This is a genomic window from Burkholderia sp. ABCPW 11, from assembly GCF_001523445.1.
GTDB lineage: Bacteria > Pseudomonadota > Gammaproteobacteria > Burkholderiales > Burkholderiaceae > Burkholderia.
Genome location: NZ_LOVM01000075.1, coordinates 154432 through 175240, shown reverse-complemented (window position 1 = coordinate 175240; position 20809 = coordinate 154432). Strand labels below are relative to the sequence as shown.

Annotated in this window: 13 protein-coding genes; 6 read left to right on the top strand and 7 right to left on the bottom strand. The window is 68.7% G+C overall.

The window, feature by feature from the left end; all coding sequences use genetic code 11:
- Positions 1–131 precede the first annotated feature (131 nt).
- On the top strand, positions 132–3161 hold the full coding sequence (gene ppc, locus WS61_RS26340) for a phosphoenolpyruvate carboxylase (protein ID WP_059504834.1): 3030 nt from the start codon (positions 132–134) through the stop codon (positions 3159–3161).
- A gap of 118 nt (positions 3162–3279) precedes the next feature.
- Here the strand turns inward: ppc and WS61_RS26335 are convergent, their stop codons facing one another.
- Positions 3280–4032, bottom strand: coding sequence for a class I SAM-dependent methyltransferase (locus tag WS61_RS26335; RefSeq protein WP_059504832.1), 753 nt, complete (start codon positions 4030–4032; stop codon positions 3280–3282).
- 216 nt (positions 4033–4248) lie between these two features.
- Between WS61_RS26335 and WS61_RS26330 the strand changes: the two genes are divergently transcribed.
- The 3 genes from WS61_RS26330 (at position 4249) to WS61_RS26320 (ending at position 7351) form a co-directional block, all read left to right on the top strand.
- Entirely contained in the window at positions 4249–5058 is an 810-nt protein-coding gene (locus WS61_RS26330) for a helix-turn-helix transcriptional regulator (protein WP_059504830.1), read from the top strand.
- 104 nt (positions 5059–5162) lie between these two features.
- Complete coding sequence (gene argH / locus WS61_RS26325) at positions 5163–6572, top strand: argininosuccinate lyase (protein ID WP_059504829.1); 1410 nt, start codon at positions 5163–5165, stop codon at positions 6570–6572.
- A gap of 95 nt (positions 6573–6667) precedes the next feature.
- Positions 6668–7351, top strand: a complete 684-nt coding sequence (locus WS61_RS26320; RefSeq protein ID WP_059504827.1) for an HAD family phosphatase — start codon at positions 6668–6670, stop codon at positions 7349–7351.
- A gap of 88 nt (positions 7352–7439) precedes the next feature.
- Here WS61_RS26320 and WS61_RS26315 read toward each other — a convergent pair whose 3' ends face one another.
- The 5 genes from WS61_RS26315 to apbC all read right to left on the bottom strand — a co-directional run bounded on the left by WS61_RS26315 (position 7440) and on the right by apbC (position 13139).
- Positions 7440–8258: a lysozyme inhibitor LprI family protein gene (locus WS61_RS26315; RefSeq protein WP_059504826.1), complete on the bottom strand. Its 819-nt coding sequence runs from the start codon at positions 8256–8258 to the stop codon at positions 7440–7442.
- Positions 8258–10537 carry an arginine/lysine/ornithine decarboxylase gene (locus WS61_RS26310; protein ID WP_059504824.1) on the bottom strand — a complete coding sequence of 760 codons (2280 nt, stop codon included), beginning with the start codon at positions 10535–10537 and terminating at the stop codon, positions 8258–8260. Before WS61_RS26310 ends, WS61_RS26315 begins: the two co-directional genes overlap by 1 nt.
- Positions 10538–10618: 81 nt before the next feature.
- Entirely contained in the window at positions 10619–11188 is a 570-nt protein-coding gene (dcd, locus tag WS61_RS26305; protein WP_006398615.1) for a dCTP deaminase, read from the bottom strand.
- Between the two features lie 189 nt (positions 11189–11377).
- Positions 11378–11914, bottom strand: a complete 537-nt coding sequence (sodC, locus tag WS61_RS26300; RefSeq protein ID WP_034208121.1) for a superoxide dismutase [Cu-Zn] — start codon at positions 11912–11914, stop codon at positions 11378–11380.
- 133 nt (positions 11915–12047) lie between these two features.
- The gene (apbC, locus tag WS61_RS26295) at positions 12048–13139 is read right to left on the bottom strand and encodes an iron-sulfur cluster carrier protein ApbC (protein ID WP_059504822.1); all 1092 of its coding nucleotides are present in this window, start codon (positions 13137–13139) and stop codon (positions 12048–12050) included.
- 351 nt (positions 13140–13490) lie between these two features.
- On the opposite strand from apbC, the gene WS61_RS26290 reads away from it, so the two are divergent.
- Both WS61_RS26290 and metG read left to right on the top strand, forming a co-directional pair.
- Positions 13491–14138, top strand: coding sequence for an OmpA family protein (locus WS61_RS26290; RefSeq protein ID WP_006485420.1), 648 nt, complete (start codon positions 13491–13493; stop codon positions 14136–14138).
- A 379-nt stretch (positions 14139–14517) separates the two neighbouring features.
- A complete protein-coding gene (gene metG, locus WS61_RS26285; protein ID WP_059504820.1) occupies positions 14518–16668 on the top strand; it encodes a methionine--tRNA ligase in 2151 nt (716 codons plus the stop codon).
- A gap of 92 nt (positions 16669–16760) precedes the next feature.
- Here metG and WS61_RS26280 read toward each other — a convergent pair whose 3' ends face one another.
- Complete coding sequence (locus WS61_RS26280; protein WP_059504889.1) at positions 16761–20783, bottom strand: translocation/assembly module TamB domain-containing protein; 4023 nt, start codon at positions 20781–20783, stop codon at positions 16761–16763.
- Positions 20784–20809 lie beyond the last annotated feature (26 nt).

Genomic DNA, 20809 nt, shown 5'->3' with positions numbered 1-20809 from the left:
CCTGCTTCCGTGCGGGTCGCGGCGCCGTTGTGCGGATGTGCCGCACGTAGCTGGTTGCTTGACCGCAGTTTCCGCAGTTTCCGCAGTTTCCGCAGTTCCTTTTGACTCGAGCTTTCCCAAGGAAACCCATCGTGAAGTCTTCCGGATCGGCGCGTACGGCGCGCCGCAATGCTGCCTTGCCCTCCTCCGACGCCCCGACGGGCACGCTCGCCACTGCCGCGAACGGCCGTGCGAAAACGGCAACGAAACCCACGGCAACGAAACCGAAAGACCCGATACGTCAGACAAAAACGGCGCCGAAGGCCGCCGGCGCAGCCGCCCGCCAGGCCGTCGCGACGAAGGCCGGCACCCGCGCGCGCGACGACAAGGACCGCCCGCTGTTCGAAGACATCCGCTTCCTCGGCCGCCTGCTCGGCGACGTCGTGCGCGAACAGGAAGGCGATACCGTGTTCGACGTGGTCGAGGCGATCCGCCAGACCGCGGTCAAGTTCCGCCGCGAGGACGACAGCGAAGCCGCGCAGACGCTCGAGAAGAAGCTGCGCAAGCTGACGCCGGAGCAGACGGTGAGCGTCGTGCGCGCGTTCAGCTATTTCTCGCACCTCGCGAACATCGCGGAAGACCGCCATCACAACCGCCGCCGCCGCATCCACGCGCTGGCCGGCTCCGCGCCGCAGCCCGGCACGGTCGCGTACGCGCTCGATCAATTGAAAACCACCGGCAACGCGTCGAAGCGCCTGCTGCAACGCTTCTTCGACGATGCGCTGATCGTGCCGGTGCTGACCGCGCACCCGACCGAAGTGCAGCGCAAGAGCATCCTCGACGCGCAACACGACATCGCGCGCCTGCTCGCCGAGCGCGACCAGGAACTGACCGCGCGCGAGCGCCAGTACAACGAAGCGATGCTGCGCGCGCGCGTGACCGCGCTGTGGCAGACGCGCATGCTGCGCGACTCGCGCCTCACGGTCGGCGACGAAATCGAGAACGCGCTGTCGTACTACCGCGCGACCTTCCTCGACGAGCTGCCCGCGCTGTACGGCGACATCGAGGCCGCGCTCGCCGAGCACGGCCTGTCGGCCCGCGTGCCCGCGTTCTTCCAGATGGGCAGCTGGATCGGCGGCGACCGCGACGGCAACCCGAACGTGACCGCGTCGACGCTCGACGAGGCGATCAACCGCCAGGCCGCGGTGATCCTCGAACACTATCTGGAACAGGTGCACAAGCTCGGCGCCGAGCTGTCGGTGTCGAACCTGCTGGTCGGCGCCAACGACGCGGTGAAGGCGCTCGCGGCAGCGTCGCCCGACCAGTCGCCGCACCGCGTCGACGAACCGTATCGCCGCGCGCTGATCGGCATCTACACGCGGCTCGCCGCGAGCGCGCGCGTGCGCGTCGGCGAAGGCACGGTGCCCGTGCGCAGCGCGGGCCGCGGCGCGCCGCCGGTGCGCGCGATTCCGTACGAGGATTCCGAAGCGTTCGTCGCCGATCTGAAGGTGCTGACCGCGTCGCTCGACGAACACCACGGCACGTCGCTCGCCGCGCCGCGCCTCGCGCCGCTCGTACGCGCGGCCGAAGTATTCGGCTTCCATCTGGCGAGCATCGACCTGCGCCAGAGTTCCGACATCCACGAGGCGGTGGTCGCCGAGCTGTTCGCGCGCGCGGGCGTCGAGGCCGACTATGCGGCGCTCGCCGAGGAAGACAAGCTGCGCGTGCTGCTCGCCGCGCTCGCCGATCCGCGCCCGCTGCGCTCGCCGTACCTCGAATACTCGGCGCTCGCGCAGAGCGAGCTCGGCGTGTTCGAGAAGGCGCGCGAGGTCCGCGCGCAATTCGGCGCGCGCGCGGTGCGCAACTACATCATTTCGCACACGGAAACCGTCAGCGACCTCGTCGAAGTACTGCTGCTGCAGAAGGAGACGGGCCTGCTCGAAGGCACGCTCGGCGTACCGGGCGGCGACGCGCGCAACAGCCTGATGGTGATCCCGCTGTTCGAGACGATCCCCGACCTGCGCGACGCGTCGCGCATCATGCGCGAATACTTCGCGCTGCCGGGCATCGACGCATTGATCGCGCACCAGGGCGCCGAACAGGAAGTGATGCTCGGCTACTCCGACAGCAACAAGGACGGCGGCTTCCTCACGTCGAACTGGGAGCTGTATCGCGCGGAACTCGCGCTCGTCGACCTGTTCCGCGAGCGCAAGATCACGCTGCGACTGTTCCACGGCCGCGGCGGCACGGTCGGCCGCGGGGGCGGCCCGACCTACCAGGCGATCCTGTCGCAGCCGCCCGGCACCGTGAACGGCCAGATCCGCCTGACCGAACAGGGCGAGGTGATCGCGAGCAAGTTCTCGAACCCGTCGATCGGCCGGCGCAACCTCGAGACGGTCGTCGCCGCGACGCTCGAGGCGTCGCTGCTGCCGCAGTCGAACGCACCGGCGCAACTGCCCGCGTTCGAAGCCGCGATGCAGACGCTGTCCGACTCGGCGATGGCCGCGTATCGCGCGCTCGTCTACGAAACCCCGGGCTTCACCGACTACTTCTTCGCGTCGACGCCGATTACCGAGATCGCCGAGCTGAACATCGGCAGCCGCCCCGCGTCGCGCAAGCTGCAGGATCCGAAGCAGCGCAAGATCGAGGATCTGCGCGCGATTCCGTGGGGCTTCTCGTGGGGTCAGTGCCGGCTGCTGCTGACCGGCTGGTACGGCTTCGGCAGCGCGGTGAGCGCGTATCTCGACGGCGCGCCCGACGACGCCGAACGCGCGAAACGCGTCGCGCTGCTCAAGAAGATGAACAAGACCTGGCCGTTCTTCTCGAACCTGCTGTCGAACATGGACATGGTGCTCGCAAAGACCGATCTCGCGGTCGCGTCGCGCTATGCGCAACTCGTGCCCGACCGCAAGCTGCGCAAGCACGTGTTCGAGCGGATCGTCGCGGAATGGGAGCGCACGTCGCAGGCGCTCGCGGAAATCACCGGGCACGAAAGCCGCCTCGCGACCAACCCGCTGCTCGCGCGCTCGATCAAGAACCGCTTCCCGTATCTCGATCCGTTGAACCACCTGCAGGTCGAGCTGATCAAGCGTCACCGCGCGGGCGACACGAACGCGCGGCTGCGCCGCGGGATTCACCTGACGATCAACGGGATCGCGGCCGGCCTGCGCAACACCGGCTGATCCGCGCGCGGCGCGGGTGCATTCCGCGCCGCCCGGGACAACGAAAGCCGCGATACGCGCCCATGCGTATCGCGGCTTTTTTCATGCGACGAGAAACGGCGCGGCGCGCGCCGCACGCTCAGTGCGCGTCGATCAGCAACGCATCGTGCTCGAACGAACCGTCGGGCTGCACCGCGTAATAGCCGCGCACCTCGTCCGGCGCATGCGCCCACAGCGCGCGAATGCCGGCGACGCTGTCGGCCGGCGTGCGGATGCGCGCGACCCACGTGTCGAAATCGATCGGCAACCGCCAGCGGCTGTGCACCTGCGCATCGAAACCGGCTGCGCGAAACATCGCGAGCCATTCGTCCGCGCGATAGTCGCGCACGTGCGACGCGTCGCGCAGCACTTCCGCGGCCTGCAGGTACGTATCGAGGAGCGGATGATCGTTGCCGGCGATGTCGATCATCAACACGCGGCCGCCCGGCTTCAGCACGCGACGCACCTCGGCGAGCGCCGCGCGCATGTCGTGCCAGTGGTGCGCGCTCATCCGGCTCACGACCCAGTCGAACGTCGCTGTGTCGAACGGCAGCCGTTCGGCCGGGCCCTGCTGCGTGCGGATATTCGCGAGCCCGCGCTCGCGTGCGGCCGCGTCGACGGTCGCGAGCATCGGCGCGGCGAGATCGTACGCGACCACGTCGCGCACGTGCGGCGCGACCGCGAAGCTCGCGTGGCCGGCGCCGCAACCGAGGTCGAGCACCGCCGCATCGGGCGTCGCACTCACCGCGTCGGCGAGCGCCTGCAGGTCGGCGCCCGTCGCATGAACCGTGCTCGTCAGATAGGCGGCGGCCGTCGTGCCGAATGCGTCGGCGACCTGGTCGTGGTGTTTCATCGTTCGCTCCTTTTCTTGATGCAGCCGGCCGAACCCGGCGCTCCCGCGCGCGATCCGGCCCCGTGCAACGTATTGTGGGACGCCCGCTGCCCTGCCAGCGCGCGAGCCGCTACAATAGGCCCGCACGTGTACCAGTACAAGTTAAGCAGTTATTCTGGTATTCGATCCACCTGTCTGATCGTTGCCGCGTCTTCGTCTCCATTTCGCCGTTTCCGCATGAACCAGCCGTCCTCCGCTCCCGTCCCGCCGCTCGACGCCACGCCCGCTCGCGCGCTCGGCGAATTCATCCGCGCCCATCGCGAGCGGCTGTCGCCGCAGGCCGTCGGCCTGCCGCCCGGCCCGCGCCGCCGCACGCCGGGGCTGCGGCGCGAGGAAGTCGCGCAACTGTGCGGCGTCAGCCCGACCTGGTACACGTGGATCGAACAGGGCCGGCCCGTGTCGGCGTCGGCCGACGCGCTCGCCCGGATCGCCGTCGCGCTGCAACTGTCGAAGGCCGAGCGCGCGTACCTGTTCGAGCTGGCCGCGCAGCGCGACCCAGCCGAGCCCGATGTCGCGGGCGGCGACCTGCCGCCGACGCTCGCCGCGACCGTCGCGGCGATCGCGACGCCCGCCTACGTGCTCGACCGCCAATGGAACGCGCTCGCGTGGAATGCGCCGGCCGCCGCGCTCTTTTCCGGCTGGCTCGACGGCGAGCACGACCGCAACCTGCTGCGCTTCACGTTCATGTCGCCGGACGCCCGCACGCTGATCGTCGACTGGGAAACCCGCGCGCGGCGGCTCGCGGCCGAATTCCGCGCCGATGCGATCCGCCACCTGACCGATGCGCCGACGCGCGCGCTGATCGACGCGCTGACGGCCGGCAGCGACGCGTTCGCGCAGTACTGGGCATCCCAGGACGTGTTCGAGCGCGAAGGCGGGCTGCGCGAATTCGACCACCCGGCCGACGGCCGCCTCGTGTACCAGCAGATCACGCTGAAGCCCGCGCACCGCGAGGACCTGAAGCTCGTCGTGCTGGTACGCGACTGAGCACAGGCCGCGCCGGCAAAGGCCGGTGGGCCGGCCCGCGAATGTTAGAATCGCGGGATTCCCTCGGCGGCGCACGCCGCCCAACTCCCCTTCGAAGAATCGCCATGACGTCCCAACTGCACAAAAAGGGCGAGGCCTGGTCGGCCCGCTTCTCGGAACCGATGTCGGAGCTGGTCAAGCGCTACACGTCGTCGGTGTTTTTCGACAAGCGCCTCGCGCTCGTCGACATCGCCGGCTCGCTCGCGCACGCGAACATGCTCGCTGCGCAGAAGATCATCAGCGCCGACGACCTGGCCGCGATCGAACGCGGGATGGCGCAGATCAAGGGCGAAATCGAGCGCGGCGAATTCGAATGGCAGCTCGACCTGGAAGACGTCCACCTGAACATCGAGGCGCGCCTGACCGCGCTGATCGGCGATGCCGGCAAGCGCCTGCACACGGGCCGCTCGCGCAACGACCAGGTCGCGACCGACATCCGCCTGTGGCTGCGCGGCGAGATCGACCGCATCGGCGGCCTGCTGAACGACCTGCGCGGCGCACTGATCGACCTCGCGGAACAGAACGCCGACACGATCATGCCGGGCTTCACGCATCTGCAGGTCGCGCAGCCGGTCACATTCGGCCATCACCTGCTCGCGTACGTCGAGATGTTCACGCGCGACGCGGAACGCATGCGCGACTGCCGCACCCGCGTGAACCGCCTGCCGCTCGGCGCGGCCGCGCTCGCGGGCACCAGCTACCCGATCGACCGTCACGCGGTCGCGAAGACGCTCGGCTTCGACGGCATCTGCGCGAACTCGCTCGACGCGGTGTCGGATCGCGACTTCGCGATCGAATTCACCGCGGCGGCCGCGCTCGTGATGACGCACGTGTCGCGCTTCTCCGAAGAGCTCGTGCTGTGGATGAGCCCGCGCGTCGGCTTCATCGACATCGCCGACCGCTTCTGCACCGGCAGCTCGATCATGCCGCAGAAGAAGAACCCCGACGTGCCGGAACTCGCGCGCGGCAAGACCGGCCGCGTGAACGGCCACCTGATGGCGCTGCTCACGCTGATGAAGGGCCAGCCGCTCGCCTACAACAAGGACAACCAGGAAGACAAGGAACCGCTGTTCGACACGGTCGACACGGTCGCCGACACGCTGCGGATCTTCGCCGAGATGGTCGCGGGCATCACCGTGAAGCCGGACGCGATGCGCGCGGCCGCGCTGCAGGGCTTCTCGACCGCCACCGACCTCGCCGACTACCTCGTGAAGCGCGGCCTGCCGTTCCGCGACGCGCACGAAGCCGTCGCACACGCGGTCAAGATCTGCGACGACCGCGGCATCGACCTCGCCGACCTGACGCTCGACGAGATGAAGCGGGAACTGCCGAACGTCGCGCACCTGATCGGCGACGACGTGTTCGGCTACCTGACGCTCGAAGGGTCGGTCGCGAGCCGCAACCATCCGGGCGGCACCGCGCCCGACCAGGTGCGTGCGGCCGTCAACGCTGCCCGCGCCGCGCTGGGCAAGTAACGACCCGCAGTCTCCGACGGACGCCTTCGGCGTCCGTTTTTCATTCGGGCGGCCGACGCGCCGCCCGCCGCCTCCCCCGCTTCACGGATGCCCCGATGACCTTTTCCGCCGCGCTCTTCGACATGGACGGCCTGCTCGTCGATTCCGAGCGGACCATCATGAACACGTGGATCGACGTGTCGAACGCGCACGGCGTCGCGCTGACCGAGATCGATTATCTGCAGATCGTCGGCCGCTCGTTCGCCGAAGGCCAGGTGATCCTCGCGCGACTGATCGGCGACCCCGACACGTTCGACGCGGTGCGCATCCGCGTGCGCGAGCAACTCGCCGCACCCGAACCCCATCCGAAGTTTCCGCTGAAGTCGGGCGCGCTTGCGCTGCTCGACACACTCGCGCAGGCCGGCATTCCGTGCGCGGTCGCGTCGTCATCCGCGCGCGACGTGATCCGCGCGCGGCTCGACGCCGTCGGCGTGCTGCCGTTCTTCCGCGCGATCGCGGGCGGCGACGAAGTCGCGCGCGGCAAGCCCGACCCGGCCGTCTACCGGCTCGCGGCCGAGCGCCTCGGCGTGCCGGCCCACGCGTGTGTCGCGTTCGAGGACAGCGACTTCGGCGCGCTGTCGGCCGCCGGCGCGGGCGCCGCGGTCGTCACCGTGCCCGACCTGAAGGCGCCGACGCCCGACATCGTCGCGCTGAGCCTGCACGTGCTCGCGTCGCTCGACGACGCGGTCTCGCTCGTGCCGACGTGGTTCGGCCGGCTGGACACGCAGCAGAGCGCGTAAGCGGCGCACACGGCCCGCCAATGCCAACGGGCACCCGAGGGTGCCCGTTTTGCGTTGCCGAGCCGGATCATCGGCCTCGCCGCGATTCCTACCGATTGCCGGCCGTCTCCGACAGCCGCTTCATCGTCGCGATGCGCGCACCGATCAGGTCGACGCGGCCGTCCTCGCCGACGAGCGGCGCCGTCGCATCGCGGAACGCCACCCACGCGCGCTGCGCGCGCACGAGCGTCGCGGCCGAATGCGCGGGCATCTTGCGGCGCAGCTTCTGGTAATAGCGGTTCAGGTCGAACAGCGCGTGTTCGCACGCGGCGTCCTGCGCGCACGGCCGCACGCGGCGGATCGCCGGATCGCGCGGCGCGTTCGCCGGCTTGGCGCCGGCCGGTGCAGCCGCAGCCGCACCGCCCTGCGCACCGCTCGTCGCCGCGACCGGCACGGCGGCGGGCGGCGGTGCATAGCGATCGGCCGCCCCGCGCAGCGCCAGCGCGCGATCGCGCACCGGCTGCAGTTGCAGGTCGGCGCTCGACATCGCATACGCGGTGCCGCGCGTCGTGTCGTACACGGCCTTCAGCAGTTGCACTTCGTCCTTGCGCCACGTGAGCCAGCGGCGCTGGCTCTCCTGCCAGCCGCGCTTCGCGTCGGCCGGCGCATCCTTCGACAGGCGCTGGTACGCGCCGTCCATCACTGCCTGCCACTGCTGCTGCGCTTCGCCCATGCACTGGATCTGGCCGGCCGGCGACGACCGGTCGCGCCGCGCGAGACATTGCCGCATCGCGACGTCGATCGGGTCGGCCGCCGCGACTTCCGCGTGAACGGCACCCGCGCCTGCGAGCCCCGTCAATCCTGCCGCCCAGACGACGAGCGCGGCCAGCGCCGCGCGCATCGTCCGGAATCGTCCGTGCGTCGCCATCAGTCGCGCACGCAGTCGACGAAGTACTCGACGCGGCCGTTCACCTCTTCCGCGACGAGGCCGTGGATGTCGGTGTGGAAGCCCGGGAAACGCTCGTTGAAGTCGCGCGCGAACCGCAGGTAGTTCACGATCGTCTTGTTGAAGCGCTCGCCCGGGATCAGCAGCGGAATGCCCGGCGGGTACGGCGTGAGCAGGATGCTCGTCACGCGGCCTTCGAGCTCGTCGAGCGGCACGCGGTCGATCTTGCGGTGCGCGAGCTTCGCGAACGCGTCCGACGGCTTCATCGCCGGCTCCATGTCCGACAGGTACATCTCGGTCGTCAGACGGGCGATGTCGTTCGCGCGGTACACGTCGTGGATCTGCGTGCACAGGTCGCGCAGGCCGACGCGCTCGTAGCGCGGATGCTGCGCGACGAATTCCGGCAGCACGCGCCACAGCGGCTGGTTGTTGTCGTAATCGTCCTTGAACTGCTGCAGCTCGGTCACCATCGAGTTCCAGCGGCCCTTCGTGATGCCGATCGTGAACATGATGAAGAACGAATACAGGCCCGTCTTCTCGACGATGATCCCGTGCTCGGCCAGATACTTCGTGACGATCGCGGCTGGAATGCCGGTCTCGCCGAACTCACCGTCGACGTCGAGCCCCGGCGTGATGATCGTCGCCTTGATCGGGTCGAGCATGTTGAAGCCTTCCGCGAGCGGGCCGAAGCCGTGCCAGTGGTCGTTCGGCTTCAGCATCCAGTCTTCGCGCGAACCGATGCCTTCCTCGGACAGGTTGTCCGGCCCCCACACGCTGAAGAACCAGTCGTCGCCGTATTCGGCGTCGACCTTGCGCATCGCGCGGCGGAAGTCGATCGCCTCGGCGATCGATTCCTCGACGAGCGCGGTGCCGCCCGGCGGCTCCATCATCGCGGCCGCGACGTCGCACGACGCGATGATCGCGTACTGCGGGCTCGTCGACGTGTGCATCAGGTACGCCTCGTTGAAGCGGTGCTTGTCGAACGTGCGGTTCTCCGAATCCTGCACGACGATCTGCGAGGCCTGCGAGATACCGGCGAGCAGCTTGTGCGTCGAGTGCGTCGCGAACACGAGTGCGCCCGTGCGCGGCCGCCCGTCGCCGATCGCGTGCATGTCGCGGTAGAAATCGTGGAACGTCGCGTGCGGCAGCCACGCTTCGTCGAAGTGCAGCGTGTCGAGCAGGTCGCCGAGCAGGTCCTTGATCATCTCGACGTTGTAGACGACGCCGTCGTACGTGCTCTGCGTGATCGTCAGGATCCGCGGCTTCATGTCCGGGTTCTGGCGCATCGCCTCGCGCGCGAACGGGTTCGCCTCGATCTTCTTGCGGATGTTCTCCGGCTTGAACTCGTCGCGCGGGATCGGCCCGATGATGCCGAAATGGTTGCGCGTCGGCGTGAGGAACACCGGGATCGCACCCGTCATCGTGATCGCGTGCAGGATCGACTTGTGGCAGTTGCGGTCGACCAGCACGATGTCGCCGGGCGCGACCGTCGCGTGCCAGACGATCTTGTTCGACGTCGACGTGCCGTTGGTCACGAAGAACAGGTGATCCGCGCTGAAGATGCGCGCCGCGTTGCGCTCGGACGCCGCGACCGGGCCCGTGTGATCGAGCAGCTGGCCGAGTTCGTCCACCGCGTTGCAGACGTCCGCGCGCAGCATGTTCTCGCCGAAGAACTGGTGGAACATCTGGCCGAGCGGGTTCTTCAGGAACGCGACGCCGCCCGAGTGACCGGGGCAGTGCCACGAGTACGAGCCTTCGTCCGCGTACTTGACGAGCTCCTTGAAGAACGGCGGCGCGAGCGAATCGAGATAGACCTTCGCTTCGCGGATGATGTGGCGCGCGACGAACTCCGGCGTGTCCTCGAACATGTGGATGAAGCCGTGCAGCTCGCGCAGGATGTCGTTCGGCAGATGCCGCGACGTGCGCGTCTCGCCGTACAGGAAGATCGGGATGTCCGCGTTGCGGCGGCGCACTTCGGTGACGAACGCGCGCAGCTCGATGATCGCGGTCGCGAGCTCGGGCAGCTCGCCGTCCGGCCCGGTTTCGCCGAGCATGAGTTCGTCGTCGTCGATCGACAGGATGAAGCACGACGCGCGGCTCGATTGCTGCGCGAACGACGTCAGATCGCCGTAGCTCGTGAGGCCGAGGACTTCGACGCCCTCCTTCTCGATCGCTTCGGCCAACGCCCGGATGCCGGAGCCCGAGATGTTCTCGGAGCGGAAATCTTCGTCGATGATGACGACGGGAAAACGAAACTTCATGGGCGATTCTCCAAAAAGAACGACCGCGGCGCGTCACGCGCAGCGGTCACCCGGAAACTGGTGAGACGTTATGCAACCAGATCAGGTTTTCGGCAGCGTGACACCGCGCTGACCCTGATACTTGCCGCCGCGATCGGCGTACGACACGTCGCACACTTCGTCGCTCTCGAAGAACAAGACCTGCGCGACGCCTTCGTTCGCGTAGATCTTCGCGGGCAGCGGCGTGGTATTCGAGAATTCCAGCGTGACGTAGCCTTCCCACTCGGGTTCGAACGGCGTCACGTTGACGATGATCCCGCAGCGCGCGTAGGTCGACTTGCCGAGGCAGACCGTCAGCACGGTGCGCGGGATGCGGAAATATTCGACGGTGCGGGCCAGCGCGAACGAATTCGGCGGGATGATGCACACGTCGCCCTTGAAATCGACAAACGAACCCTCGTCGAAGTTCTTCGGATCGACGATCGTCGAGTTGATGTTCGTGAAGATCTTGAATTCGTCCGCGCAGCGGATATCGTAGCCGTAGCTCGACGTGCCGTAGCTGACGATCCGGCGGCCGTCCTCGGACGCGCGGACCTGATCGGGCACGAACGGCTCGATCATCTTGTGCTCTTCGGCCATGCGCCGAATCCATTTGTCGGACTTGATGCTCATGCCGGCCTCCGCGCATGGCGGGAACGGGGGGACTGCATCCCCCCGAGCGAACGAAGTGAGCGTTGGGGTCGTTTCATATCGGGGCGCCAGGAAACGCTGCGTGACAGTCGGGAAGGGCCGCTCGCGCCAGGCGGCGGCCGGGAAAGGCGCACATTTTACGCGATCGTCGGCCCGCGCATGCGGCGGCCGTCAACGGATCACCCCGCAAGCCAGCGCGGGCCCCGCGCCATGCTGCGGAAACGCCGGGTCGCTCGAGTCGCGGTGCACCAGCGCCGCGCGGTTCATCGCCGAGCGCACGCCATCGAGGGCCAGGTCGGGCGCGACGATGAAGCCGGCCGCGACGCCGTTCGCATCCGCATGGATGTTGCCGAGATCGCCGGCGACGCGCGCACCCGCGCGCAGCCGGTCGGCGGCCGGCGCGAACACCTGGCCGGCGCTCGAGCCGTCGCCCGCGTTGCAGTCGCCGCGTTCGTGCACCTGCAGCGCGTGATCGCTGTTCGGCGGCAGGCCGACCAGGTTGTAGGTGACCTGCACGCCGTCCGGGCGCTCGACGAACGTCACCGCGCCGCGCGCCTGCGAGCCGACCGTCGGCTGCAGTTGCGCGTCGGCCCGTTTTTCGTGCGACGAGGAAAAGGAGGTACAGCCGGCCAGCAGGCCCAGCGCGGCGGCGGCCAGCAGCGCGCGCCGCGCGCGGCCGGCGCGCACGCCGTGATGTCGTTGTTTCATTCGATCCTCATACCGGCTGGCGGCCGTGTGAGACGACGGCCGCGCCGGGTGGGTAAAGGGACCCGGGAAAAGTCGCCATGATACCGCGCCTCGCGGCGCCGTAAACAGCGTGAGGCCCCGCCCCGCAAGGGTTTTACGTATTTTGAACAACGATCGACGGGAACTTCGACGTCATGTCGCGCGATCGCTCGGCGATCGCCAGCGCGACGCCGCGCGCGATATCGCGGTAGCGCCGCGCCAGCGCGCCGTCCGGCTCGGCCGCAACCGTCGGCGCGCCGCTGTCGGCACGCTCGCGAATCGCGATGTCGAGCGGCAGGCTGCCCAGCACGTTCACGCCGTAATCCTTCGCCATCCGCTCCGCGCCGCCCGCGCCGAAGATGTGCTCCTCGTGGCCGCAGTTCGAGCAGATGTGGATGCTCATGTTCTCGACGATGCCGAGGATCGGAATCCCGACCTTCTCGAACATCTTCAGCCCCTTCTTCGCGTCGAGCAGCGCGATGTCCTGCGGCGTGGTGACGATCACCGCGCCGGTGACGGGCACGCGCTGCGCGAGCGTGAGCTGGATGTCGCCCGTACCGGGCGGCATGTCGACGATCAGGTAGTCGAGCTCGCGCCAGTTGGTCTGGCGCAGCAGTTGCTCGAGTGCGGACGTCGCCATCGGGCCGCGCCACACCATCGGGTTGTCTTCCTCGATCAGGAAGCCGATCGAGTTCGCCTGCAGCCCATGGCCGACGAGCGGGTTCATCGACTGGTTGTCCGGCGACTCGGGGCGCTGGCCGTGGATGCCGAGCATCGTCGGCAGCGACGGGCCGTAGATGTCGGCGTCGAGGATGCCGACCGCCGCGCCTTCTGCGGCGAGCGCGAGCGCGAGGTTCACGGCCGTCGTGCTCTTGCCGACGCCGCCCTTGCCCGACGCGACCGCGACGATGTTCTTCACGTTCGGCAACAACTTCACGCCGCGCTGCACCGTATGCGCGACGATCTCCTGCGACACGGCGACGCGCGCGTCGCGCACGCCCGGCACGGCCTGCAGCGCCGCGGCGACGCGTGCGCGCACGTCGTCGTGCTGGCTGCGCGCCGGATAACCGAGCACCACGTCGAGCGCCACGACATCGCCGTCGATCGCGACGTTGCGCACGCCCTTGTTCGCCGCGTACGGGCGGCCGGTATTGGGGTCGACGACTGCCGCCAGTGCGGCGTCGACTTGTGCCCGGTCAATGCTCATCGAAACTCCGTGAAAACGTTTTTCGCGCGCGCAAACGTCAAAAAATATCAAATTACGCTGCGAAAATCGGGAAAAGTGAAAGAATCTGTTGCACGCCATTGCGCGAACGCGCGACCCGGCGCACTCTTCGCGTGCGGCACGCTATAGGGCCAAATCGGCCGCTTACGCCTATATTGTAGAGGCTGACGCGTCGCACTGTCCGAACAGCCACGCTGACGGACAGGGCATGCGACCGCCTCGGCGGCTGCCGCGAGCGCAGGCCGGCCTTCCTTTTTCGGCGGGCCCGCGCAGGGAGCCGTAGCTGTTGTTTGTCGTCGTTGTCGACTCGTTCAACCAAGAGAGGAATCCAACATGAACATGAAAATCGCGACTCGCCTGTCCGTCTTCGCACTCGCCGGCGCGCTGCTGGCAGGCTGCGCCACGCAGCAGGGCAACAATACGGCCGTCGGCACCGGCACGGGTGCGGCGCTGGGCGCAGGGATCGGCGCACTGGCCGGCGGCGGCAAGGGCGCGGCGATCGGCGCGGGCGTCGGTGCACTGGTCGGCGGCGTGACGGGTTACAACTGGCAAGCGATCAAGAACAAGCTCGCGCCGTCGGCAGCGCAGACGGGTACGCAGGTCACCGAACAGCCGGACGGCTCGCTGAAGCTGAACGTGCCGAGCTCGGTCACGTTCGCGACGAACCAGTACGCGATCACGCCGGCGTTCACGCCGCTGCTGAACGACCTGGCGACGACGCTGAACCAGAACCCGCAAGTGACGGCGTCGATCGTCGGCTACACGGACAGCACGGGCTCGGCGCAGTTGAACCAGACGCTGTCGCAGAACCGCGCGCAAAGCGTCGTGAACGCGCTCGTGCAGCGCGGCGTGAACGGCGGCCGTCTGTCGGCGCAAGGCATGGGCGCATCGAACCCGATCGCGGACAACGCGACCGAAGCCGGCCGCGCACAAAACCGCCGCGTCGAGATCTACCTGCGCGCGCCGCAACAGCATCAGTAAGCGCGACCACGAGAGGAAACGTGCGGGCGCCCTGCCCGCACAGCCCCGCCTCACAAGGCGTTCGGCGGGGCCGGTAACAAATCGAAAAATTTTTCGAACTTCTGTCGCAGGCCGTGGTCAGTATTTACGGTACGCGGCTGGTGTTGCCGGCGCGTCACCATTCTCCTCTTGTCGTTGTTGCTCCGGGGCCGTATCCGCCCCGGTTTTTTTTGCCCGCGAAATTCGTGCTGCAATGCAGCACGACGCTGTCGGGCGCGCCGCATGCGCGGCCGCGCCCCTTTCGCCGCCCGGTCCGCGGCGCGTGCCCGCCGCGCCGGCCCGTCCCCCTGCTAGAATCGCGGTTTCCCGTCGTTTTTCCCGCTGTTCTTCTCCAGACCCTATGTCCGCATCCGACCTCACTTCCGTGCAGGCTGCGGCGCCGCAAGGTGGCCGCCAGATCCTCGTTACGTCCGCACTGCCCTATGCCAACGGGCAGATCCACATCGGCCACCTGGTCGAGTACATCCAGACCGACATCTGGGTGCGGGCGCTGCGAATGCATGGCCACGAGGTCTACTACATCGGCGCCGACGATACGCACGGCACGCCGATCATGCTGCGCGCGGAGCAGGAAGGCCTGACGCCGAAGCAGCTGATCGACCGCGTGTGGACCGAGCACAAGCGCGACTTCGACAGCTTCGGCGTGTCGTTCGACAACTTCTACTCGACCGATTCGGACGAGAACCGCGTGCTGAGCGAGAAGATCTATCTGGCGCTGCAGGAAGCCGGCCTGATCGCCGAACGCGAAATCGAGCAAGCGTACGATCCGGTCAAGGAAATGTTCCTGCCGGACCGCTTCATCAAGGGCGAGTGCCCGAAGTGCCACGCGAAGGACCAGTACGGCGACAGCTGCGAGGTGTGCGGCTCGACCTACCTGCCGACCGAACTGCTGAACCCGTATTCGGTCGTGTCGGGCGCGACGCCGGTGCGCAAGACCTCGAAGCACTACTTCTTCCGCCTGTCCGACCCGCGTTGTGAATCGTTCCTGCGTGAATGGGTGAGCGGCCTCGCGCAGCCCGAAGCGACCAACAAGATGCGCGAATGGCTCGGCGATGCCGGCGAAGCCAAGCTCGCCGACTGGGACATCTCGCGCGACGCGCCGTACTTCGGCTTCGAGATCCCCGGCGCGCCCGGCAAGTATTTCTACGTGTGGCTCGACGCGCCGGTCGGCTACTACGCGAGCTTCAAGAATCTGTGCGACCGCAACGGCATCGATTTCGATGCGTGGATCCGCCCGGGCTCGAAGGCCGAGCAGTATCACTTCATCGGCAAGGACATCCTGTACTTCCACACGCTGTTCTGGCCGGCGATGCTCGAGTTCTCGGGCCACCGCACGCCGACCAACGTGTTCGCGCACGGCTTCCTGACGGTCGACGGCGCGAAGATGTCGAAATCGCGCGGCACGTTCATCACCGCGCGGAGCTACATCGACACGGGCCTGAACCCCGAGTGGCTGCGCTACTACTTCGCCGCGAAGCTGAACGCGACGATGGAAGACATCGACCTGAACCTCGACGACTTCCAGGCGCGCGTGAACAGCGATCTCGTCGGCAAGTACGTGAACATCGCGAGTCGCGCGGCAGGCTTCCTGATCAAGCGTTTCGACGGCCGCGTGCAGGACAGCGCGATGAATCATCCGCTCGTCGCGAAGCTGCGCGATGCGATTGCGCAGATCGCCGCGAACTACGAAGCACGCGAATACGGCCGCGCGCTGCGCCACACGATGGAGCTCGCGGACGAAGTGAACGCGTACGTCGACGGCGCGAAGCCATGGGATCTCGCAAAGGATCCGGCCAACGCGGTCGCGCTGCACGAAACCTGCAGCGTGAGCCTCGAAGCCTTCCGCCTGCTGTCGCTCGCGCTGAAGCCGGTGATCCCGCGCGTCGCCGAAGCGGTCGAGGCGTTCTTCGGGATCCCGCCGCTCGTGTGGGCCGATGCCGCGAAGCCGCTGTCGTCGGCGCAGCCGATCAAGGCGTACCAGCACCTGATGACGCGCGTCGATGCGAAGCAGATCGAAGCGCTGCTCGCCGCGAACCGCGATTCGCTGCAGGCCGAAGCGACGGGTGCAGCCGCCGCGAGCGCGAACGCCGCGAAGAATGCGAAGCGCAATGCCGACGCGAAGCCGGCCGCCGCGAACGGTGCCGACGACGCGCCGATCTCGATCGACGATTTCGCGAAGATCGACCTGCGCATCGCGAAGATCGTCGCGTGCCAGGCCGTCGAAGGCTCGGACAAGCTGCTGCAGCTCACGCTCGACGTCGGCGAGGAAAAGACCCGCAACGTGTTCTCGGGCATCAAGTCCGCGTACCAGCCGGAGCAGCTCGTCGGCAAGCTGACGGTGATGGTCGCGAACCTCGCGCCGCGCAAGATGAAGTTCGGCCTGTCCGAAGGGATGGTGCTCGCCGCGTCGGCCGCCGACGAAAAGGCGGAACCGGGCCTCTACATCCTCGAACCGCACAGCGGCGCGAAGCCCGGCATGCGCGTGAAGTAAGCCGAACGCGCTGCTGCCTGCGCAAAAAAGCCCCGCACGATGTCGAATCGTGCGGGGCTTTTTCATTGCCGCCCGGTACGCCGCGCCCGCGCTCAGCGCTGCCCGAACCAGCGATCGAAGCGCCGCGTGTAGTTCAGATCGACGCCCTGGAACGTGCCGCCGTACGCGGACACCGACCAGAAGCGCGTCAGGTTGATCGTCGCCTTGAACGCGTTGCTCGCCGATTGCAGCCCCTGCTCGAAGCCGAGCACGAACCGCTCGTTGATCGCCTTCGACACCAGCACGACCTGCGGATCGGTCAGGCCGACTTCGCTGCGGCCGACCGACACCTCGTCGAGTCCGAAGGTCTGCGCGACGCGCTTGCCGGTCACGCTGCCAAGCAGCCCGAGCGCGGCCGTCATCGCCCCCTGCTGGCCGACGTTGTTGCCCTGATCGGTGCCGTGCCCGAACAGCAGCCACGACAGCTTTTCGTTGTCCGTGACGTTCGGCTCCGACACCAGCTTGGCCGTCGGCGACTGGATCGTGCCCGTCACCTGCACGCCGGCCTCGACCTCCTGGTTACGCCGCATCGCGAGGATGTTGACGCCCGGGTTCGACACGGGGCCGTTGAACGTGAAGAAGCCGTTCTCGACCGCGAGCTTGCGGCCGAACGTCGTGTACGTCGAGCCTTCGGTCACGCGCACGTTGCCGACCGCTCGCAGCGGCACGCCCGGCGCGCTCATCACGGTGATCGTGCCGCGCAGCCCGAGATCCGCGCCGTGGCCCTTGAAGCGGAAGTTGTTGCCGAGACCGACGTCGATGTTCGCGCGCGGCGCCAGCGACGGCGCCGGCTTGTTTTCGACCGGCTTCGGCTTCGCGGCCGCGGTGCCGGTCGGCGTCTCGCCGCGTACCGTGCCGTCCGGCTGCACGATCACGACGTCGTCGGACAGGTGCGGCGCCGATTGCTCGGGCAGGTCGAACAGCGCGCGGTCGACCACGAACTTGCCGTCGATCGACAGCGCGCCGCGCGGCCCGTCGTTCGCGACGGTGGCCTTGCCCGACAGCGACAGCTTGCGGTCCGGCGCCGCGAACAGTTCGAGCTTGTCCGCGACGATGCTGGCGGTCAGGTCGGGCGCCTCGCCGTCGAGGCGCACGCGGCCGAGCGCGCGCAGCGTGCCGTCGCCGCCGTGAAATTCGACCTGCTCGAATTCGACGAGGTTGTCCGACAGCTTCACGCGAACGATGCCGTCCTTCAGCTGCACGCCTTGGTCGATGAGCGTCGCGGAAAGATCGTCGCCCGTCAGCGTCCCCGACAGGTTCGGTTTCACCGGCGTGCCGGAGACCGTCAGCTTCAGCGCCGCACGCCCACCGAGCAGGTAGCTCGGCCCGAACAGGTTGCCGGTGGTCTTCAGCGCGGGGATGTCGGCGTCGATGCGGCCCGACAGCGGACCGTCGTCGACGATGCCGAACACGCCGTCGCGCAGCGCGAACGGCACCGCGACGTTCGCGTCGAGCGTGCCGATCCGGCTCGCCTTCGCGAGCGCCGTCACGTTGAGCCGGTTGCCGGGCGCGAAGCTCGCGCGTGCGGACAGATCGGTCAGGCCGAGCGACGCGATGCCGCGCCCGGTCTCGATCGTCACGTCGCCGCCGCGGCGCTTCGCCTGCACGTACCCCGTCGCGTTCGCGCCGAGCGAGAAGTCCCAGTCGGCATCGAGCACGACGTCGGTCCGCACCGGCGGCCGCTGGCCGGTCAGCGCCTGGCGAACCTCGAGGAAACGCGCGACCGACGCACCGGTCACGGCGCCCGCCGAGCGCATCTGGCCGCGATCGAACACGAACGATTTCAGGTCGATCGCCGCGCCTTCGAGCGTGAGCCGCGTCGCGCCGAGCGTCACGCGCCCGGCGCCGGCCGAGATCGTCAGCGGCGCCTGCAGCGCGAGCGCCGGCGTGCCGCGATTCGCGAGACGCGTGACGGTGCCGTCCCAGCGCATGCCGTCGCGGTTCTCGACCACGCCGCCGTTCGCCGCGAGCGTCAGGTCGATCACGCGGCCGCCGGCCACCCCGAGCGCCGCTGCGTCGAGCGTGTGCTTCGCGCGCGTGCCGTCGAGGTTCGCGCGCAACGACTTCAGCTTGAACGAGCCGAGCGCGATGTCGGCCGCGTCGGCCGTGAACACGAGTGCGCCGTGTGCTCCGTCGCGGATGTCCGCGCGGCCCTGCGCGGTGCCGATCCGGTTCGAACCGACGACGACGTGCTCGGCCTTGTAGGTGGCCGTCACGTTCGGATGCGCGAAACTGCCGGTCAGGTCGCCCTGCGCCTGCACGAGCCCTTCGACGCCGAAGCCGAGCCGGTCGAGCTGCGGCGCGTCGACGACGAAGCGCAGCCGGTCGCCGGGCGCGCCGAAGCTGCCGCGCAGGTCGACGTGGTTGCCGGCGATCGACAGGGTCGCGTTGCTCGGCAGGATCCGCGAGCCGGCGAGCTGCACGACGCCGGCGCCGGTCAGCGGCACGCCGTCGTACAGGCTGTCGGCGAGCTTGAAGGTCGCCTTCGTCGAGACCTGCGGCGCGAACGCGCCCGACGCCGTCAGCGTGCCCGACACGCGCGTCTCGCCGCGCTTGGCCGACGCCTTGCCGCCGCCCGCCTTCGGTGCGCCCGTCGCGGCGAGCAGCAGCGGATCGAAGGCGGTGAGCGTCGCCTTCGCGTCGTAGCTCGAATGCGCGTCGTGGCGGAATACGCCGGTCAGGTCGATGCGCCCCTTGGCCGCAGTCACGCGCGTGTCGGTCAGCACGGTCTGCTTCTGCGTCAGCGCGACCTTGGCGCGCGCGCCGAGCGCGAGCTTCGGGTCGTTCAGGTCGAAATCGACGGTCGTCACGTCGCCCGCAAGCGTGACGCCGAGCGGGCCGCCGAGGCGCATCGGTCGCAGTTCGGCGACGAACGCGTTCAGGTCGAGGTTCGCGACCTTCAGGTCGAAGCGGCCCTTGCCGCCCGCGAGCGTGCCGCCGCCCGTCACGCTGCCGTCGCGGATCAGCTTCAGCGCGAGGCCGTCGATCCGTTGCGCGTGCGCGTCGAGATGCACGGTCGCATGCGCGTCGATCAGCGGCAGCAGATGATCGCCGAGCGTGCCCGGCTTCGCATTGACGATCGACACCGGGCCCGTCACCGCGAACCCTTTCGCCGGAGACGAACCTGCTGGCGCGGTCACCGGTGCGAGTTCCGCGCGCACCGCGAGATCGGCCGCCGGAGCGCCGGGCGAAAGCGCCTGCGGGTTCACGTGATCGAACGCGAGCGTCGCGCGCGTGAGCGGCACGGCGCCGAACGGCGCGGCCTCGACGTGCGCGCGCCCGTTCAGCTTCATCCCGCTCGCATCGACCTCGGCGACGAGCGCCTCGAGCGAGCCCGACACGCGGGCCCGCGCGTCGACCGCTTCGTCGGACAGCTTGCCTGCATAGGTGGCTTCGCCCGTCAGCGCGAACGGCTTCACGCCGTCGAGCTTCGCACGCGCGGTCAGCGCGCCGTACGGCGTGTCGACGCCGTCGAGCACGAGTTCATGGTGACGGCCGTCGCTGCGGCCGTTCAGCGCGAGATGGTCGAGCTGCGTCGTCGAACCGCCTTCGTGAATGGCGAGGCGGTCGACGCGCAGGTCGTCGATCCGCACCTGCAGCGGCAGGCTCAGGTCCTGCGGCATCGTACTCGGCGTCGACGGCCCCGGCGCGATCCGCACGTCGATCGTGCCGGCGCGCAGATACGCGACGGACAGCCGCCACGGCGCGCGCGTCAGTGTCCAGCGGCCATCGAGCCGGTCGATGCGAACCTCGGTGCCGGTGCCGTCGGGGCTGATCCACGCGAACCCGCGCAGGCGCACGCCGGTCGCGAGCGAGCCCCCTTCGAGCGTGCCCGCGAGCCGCGCGCCGAGCACCTTGCCGGCCGCCTGCCACGCGAGCCGCGTCCCGCGTTCGGTCGTCACCGCGCCCAGCACGAGCCCCGCCGCCAGCACGACGAGCAGCACGACCGTCGCGAGCGTCCACGCGACGACACGCCACGCGCGGCAGCGGCGCGGCGCGCGCGGCGGCGTGTCGGGCGCGCCGTCGGGCGAATCCGGATCGTGAGGCGGCGGCGTGTCGTTCGGGTCCTTCGTCATGCGGTTCGTCGTGCGGGTCGTCGTCA

Excerpts from the sequence above, each read along its gene's own strand:
- WS61_RS26335 (WP_059504832.1), bottom strand. The coding sequence starts at position 4,032 with ATGAAACACCACGACCAGGTCGCCGACGCATTCGGCACGACGGCCGCC.
- WS61_RS26330 (WP_059504830.1), top strand. The coding sequence starts at position 4,249 with ATGAACCAGCCGTCCTCCGCTCCCGTCCCGCCGCTCGACGCCACGCCC.
- argH (WP_059504829.1), top strand. The coding sequence starts at position 5,163 with ATGACGTCCCAACTGCACAAAAAGGGCGAGGCCTGGTCGGCCCGCTTC.
- WS61_RS26320 (WP_059504827.1), top strand. The coding sequence starts at position 6,668 with ATGACCTTTTCCGCCGCGCTCTTCGACATGGACGGCCTGCTCGTCGAT.
- WS61_RS26315 (WP_059504826.1), bottom strand. The coding sequence starts at position 8,258 with ATGGCGACGCACGGACGATTCCGGACGATGCGCGCGGCGCTGGCCGCG.
- WS61_RS26310 (WP_059504824.1), bottom strand. The coding sequence starts at position 10,537 with ATGAAGTTTCGTTTTCCCGTCGTCATCATCGACGAAGATTTCCGCTCC.
- dcd (WP_006398615.1), bottom strand. The coding sequence starts at position 11,188 with ATGAGCATCAAGTCCGACAAATGGATTCGGCGCATGGCCGAAGAGCAC.
- sodC (WP_034208121.1), bottom strand. The coding sequence starts at position 11,914 with ATGAAACAACGACATCACGGCGTGCGCGCCGGCCGCGCGCGGCGCGCG.
- apbC (WP_059504822.1), bottom strand. The coding sequence starts at position 13,139 with ATGAGCATTGACCGGGCACAAGTCGACGCCGCACTGGCGGCAGTCGTC.
- WS61_RS26290 (WP_006485420.1), top strand. The coding sequence starts at position 13,491 with ATGAACATGAAAATCGCGACTCGCCTGTCCGTCTTCGCACTCGCCGGC.
- metG (WP_059504820.1), top strand. The coding sequence starts at position 14,518 with ATGTCCGCATCCGACCTCACTTCCGTGCAGGCTGCGGCGCCGCAAGGT.
- WS61_RS26280 (WP_059504889.1), bottom strand. The coding sequence starts at position 20,783 with ATGACGAAGGACCCGAACGACACGCCGCCGCCTCACGATCCGGATTCG.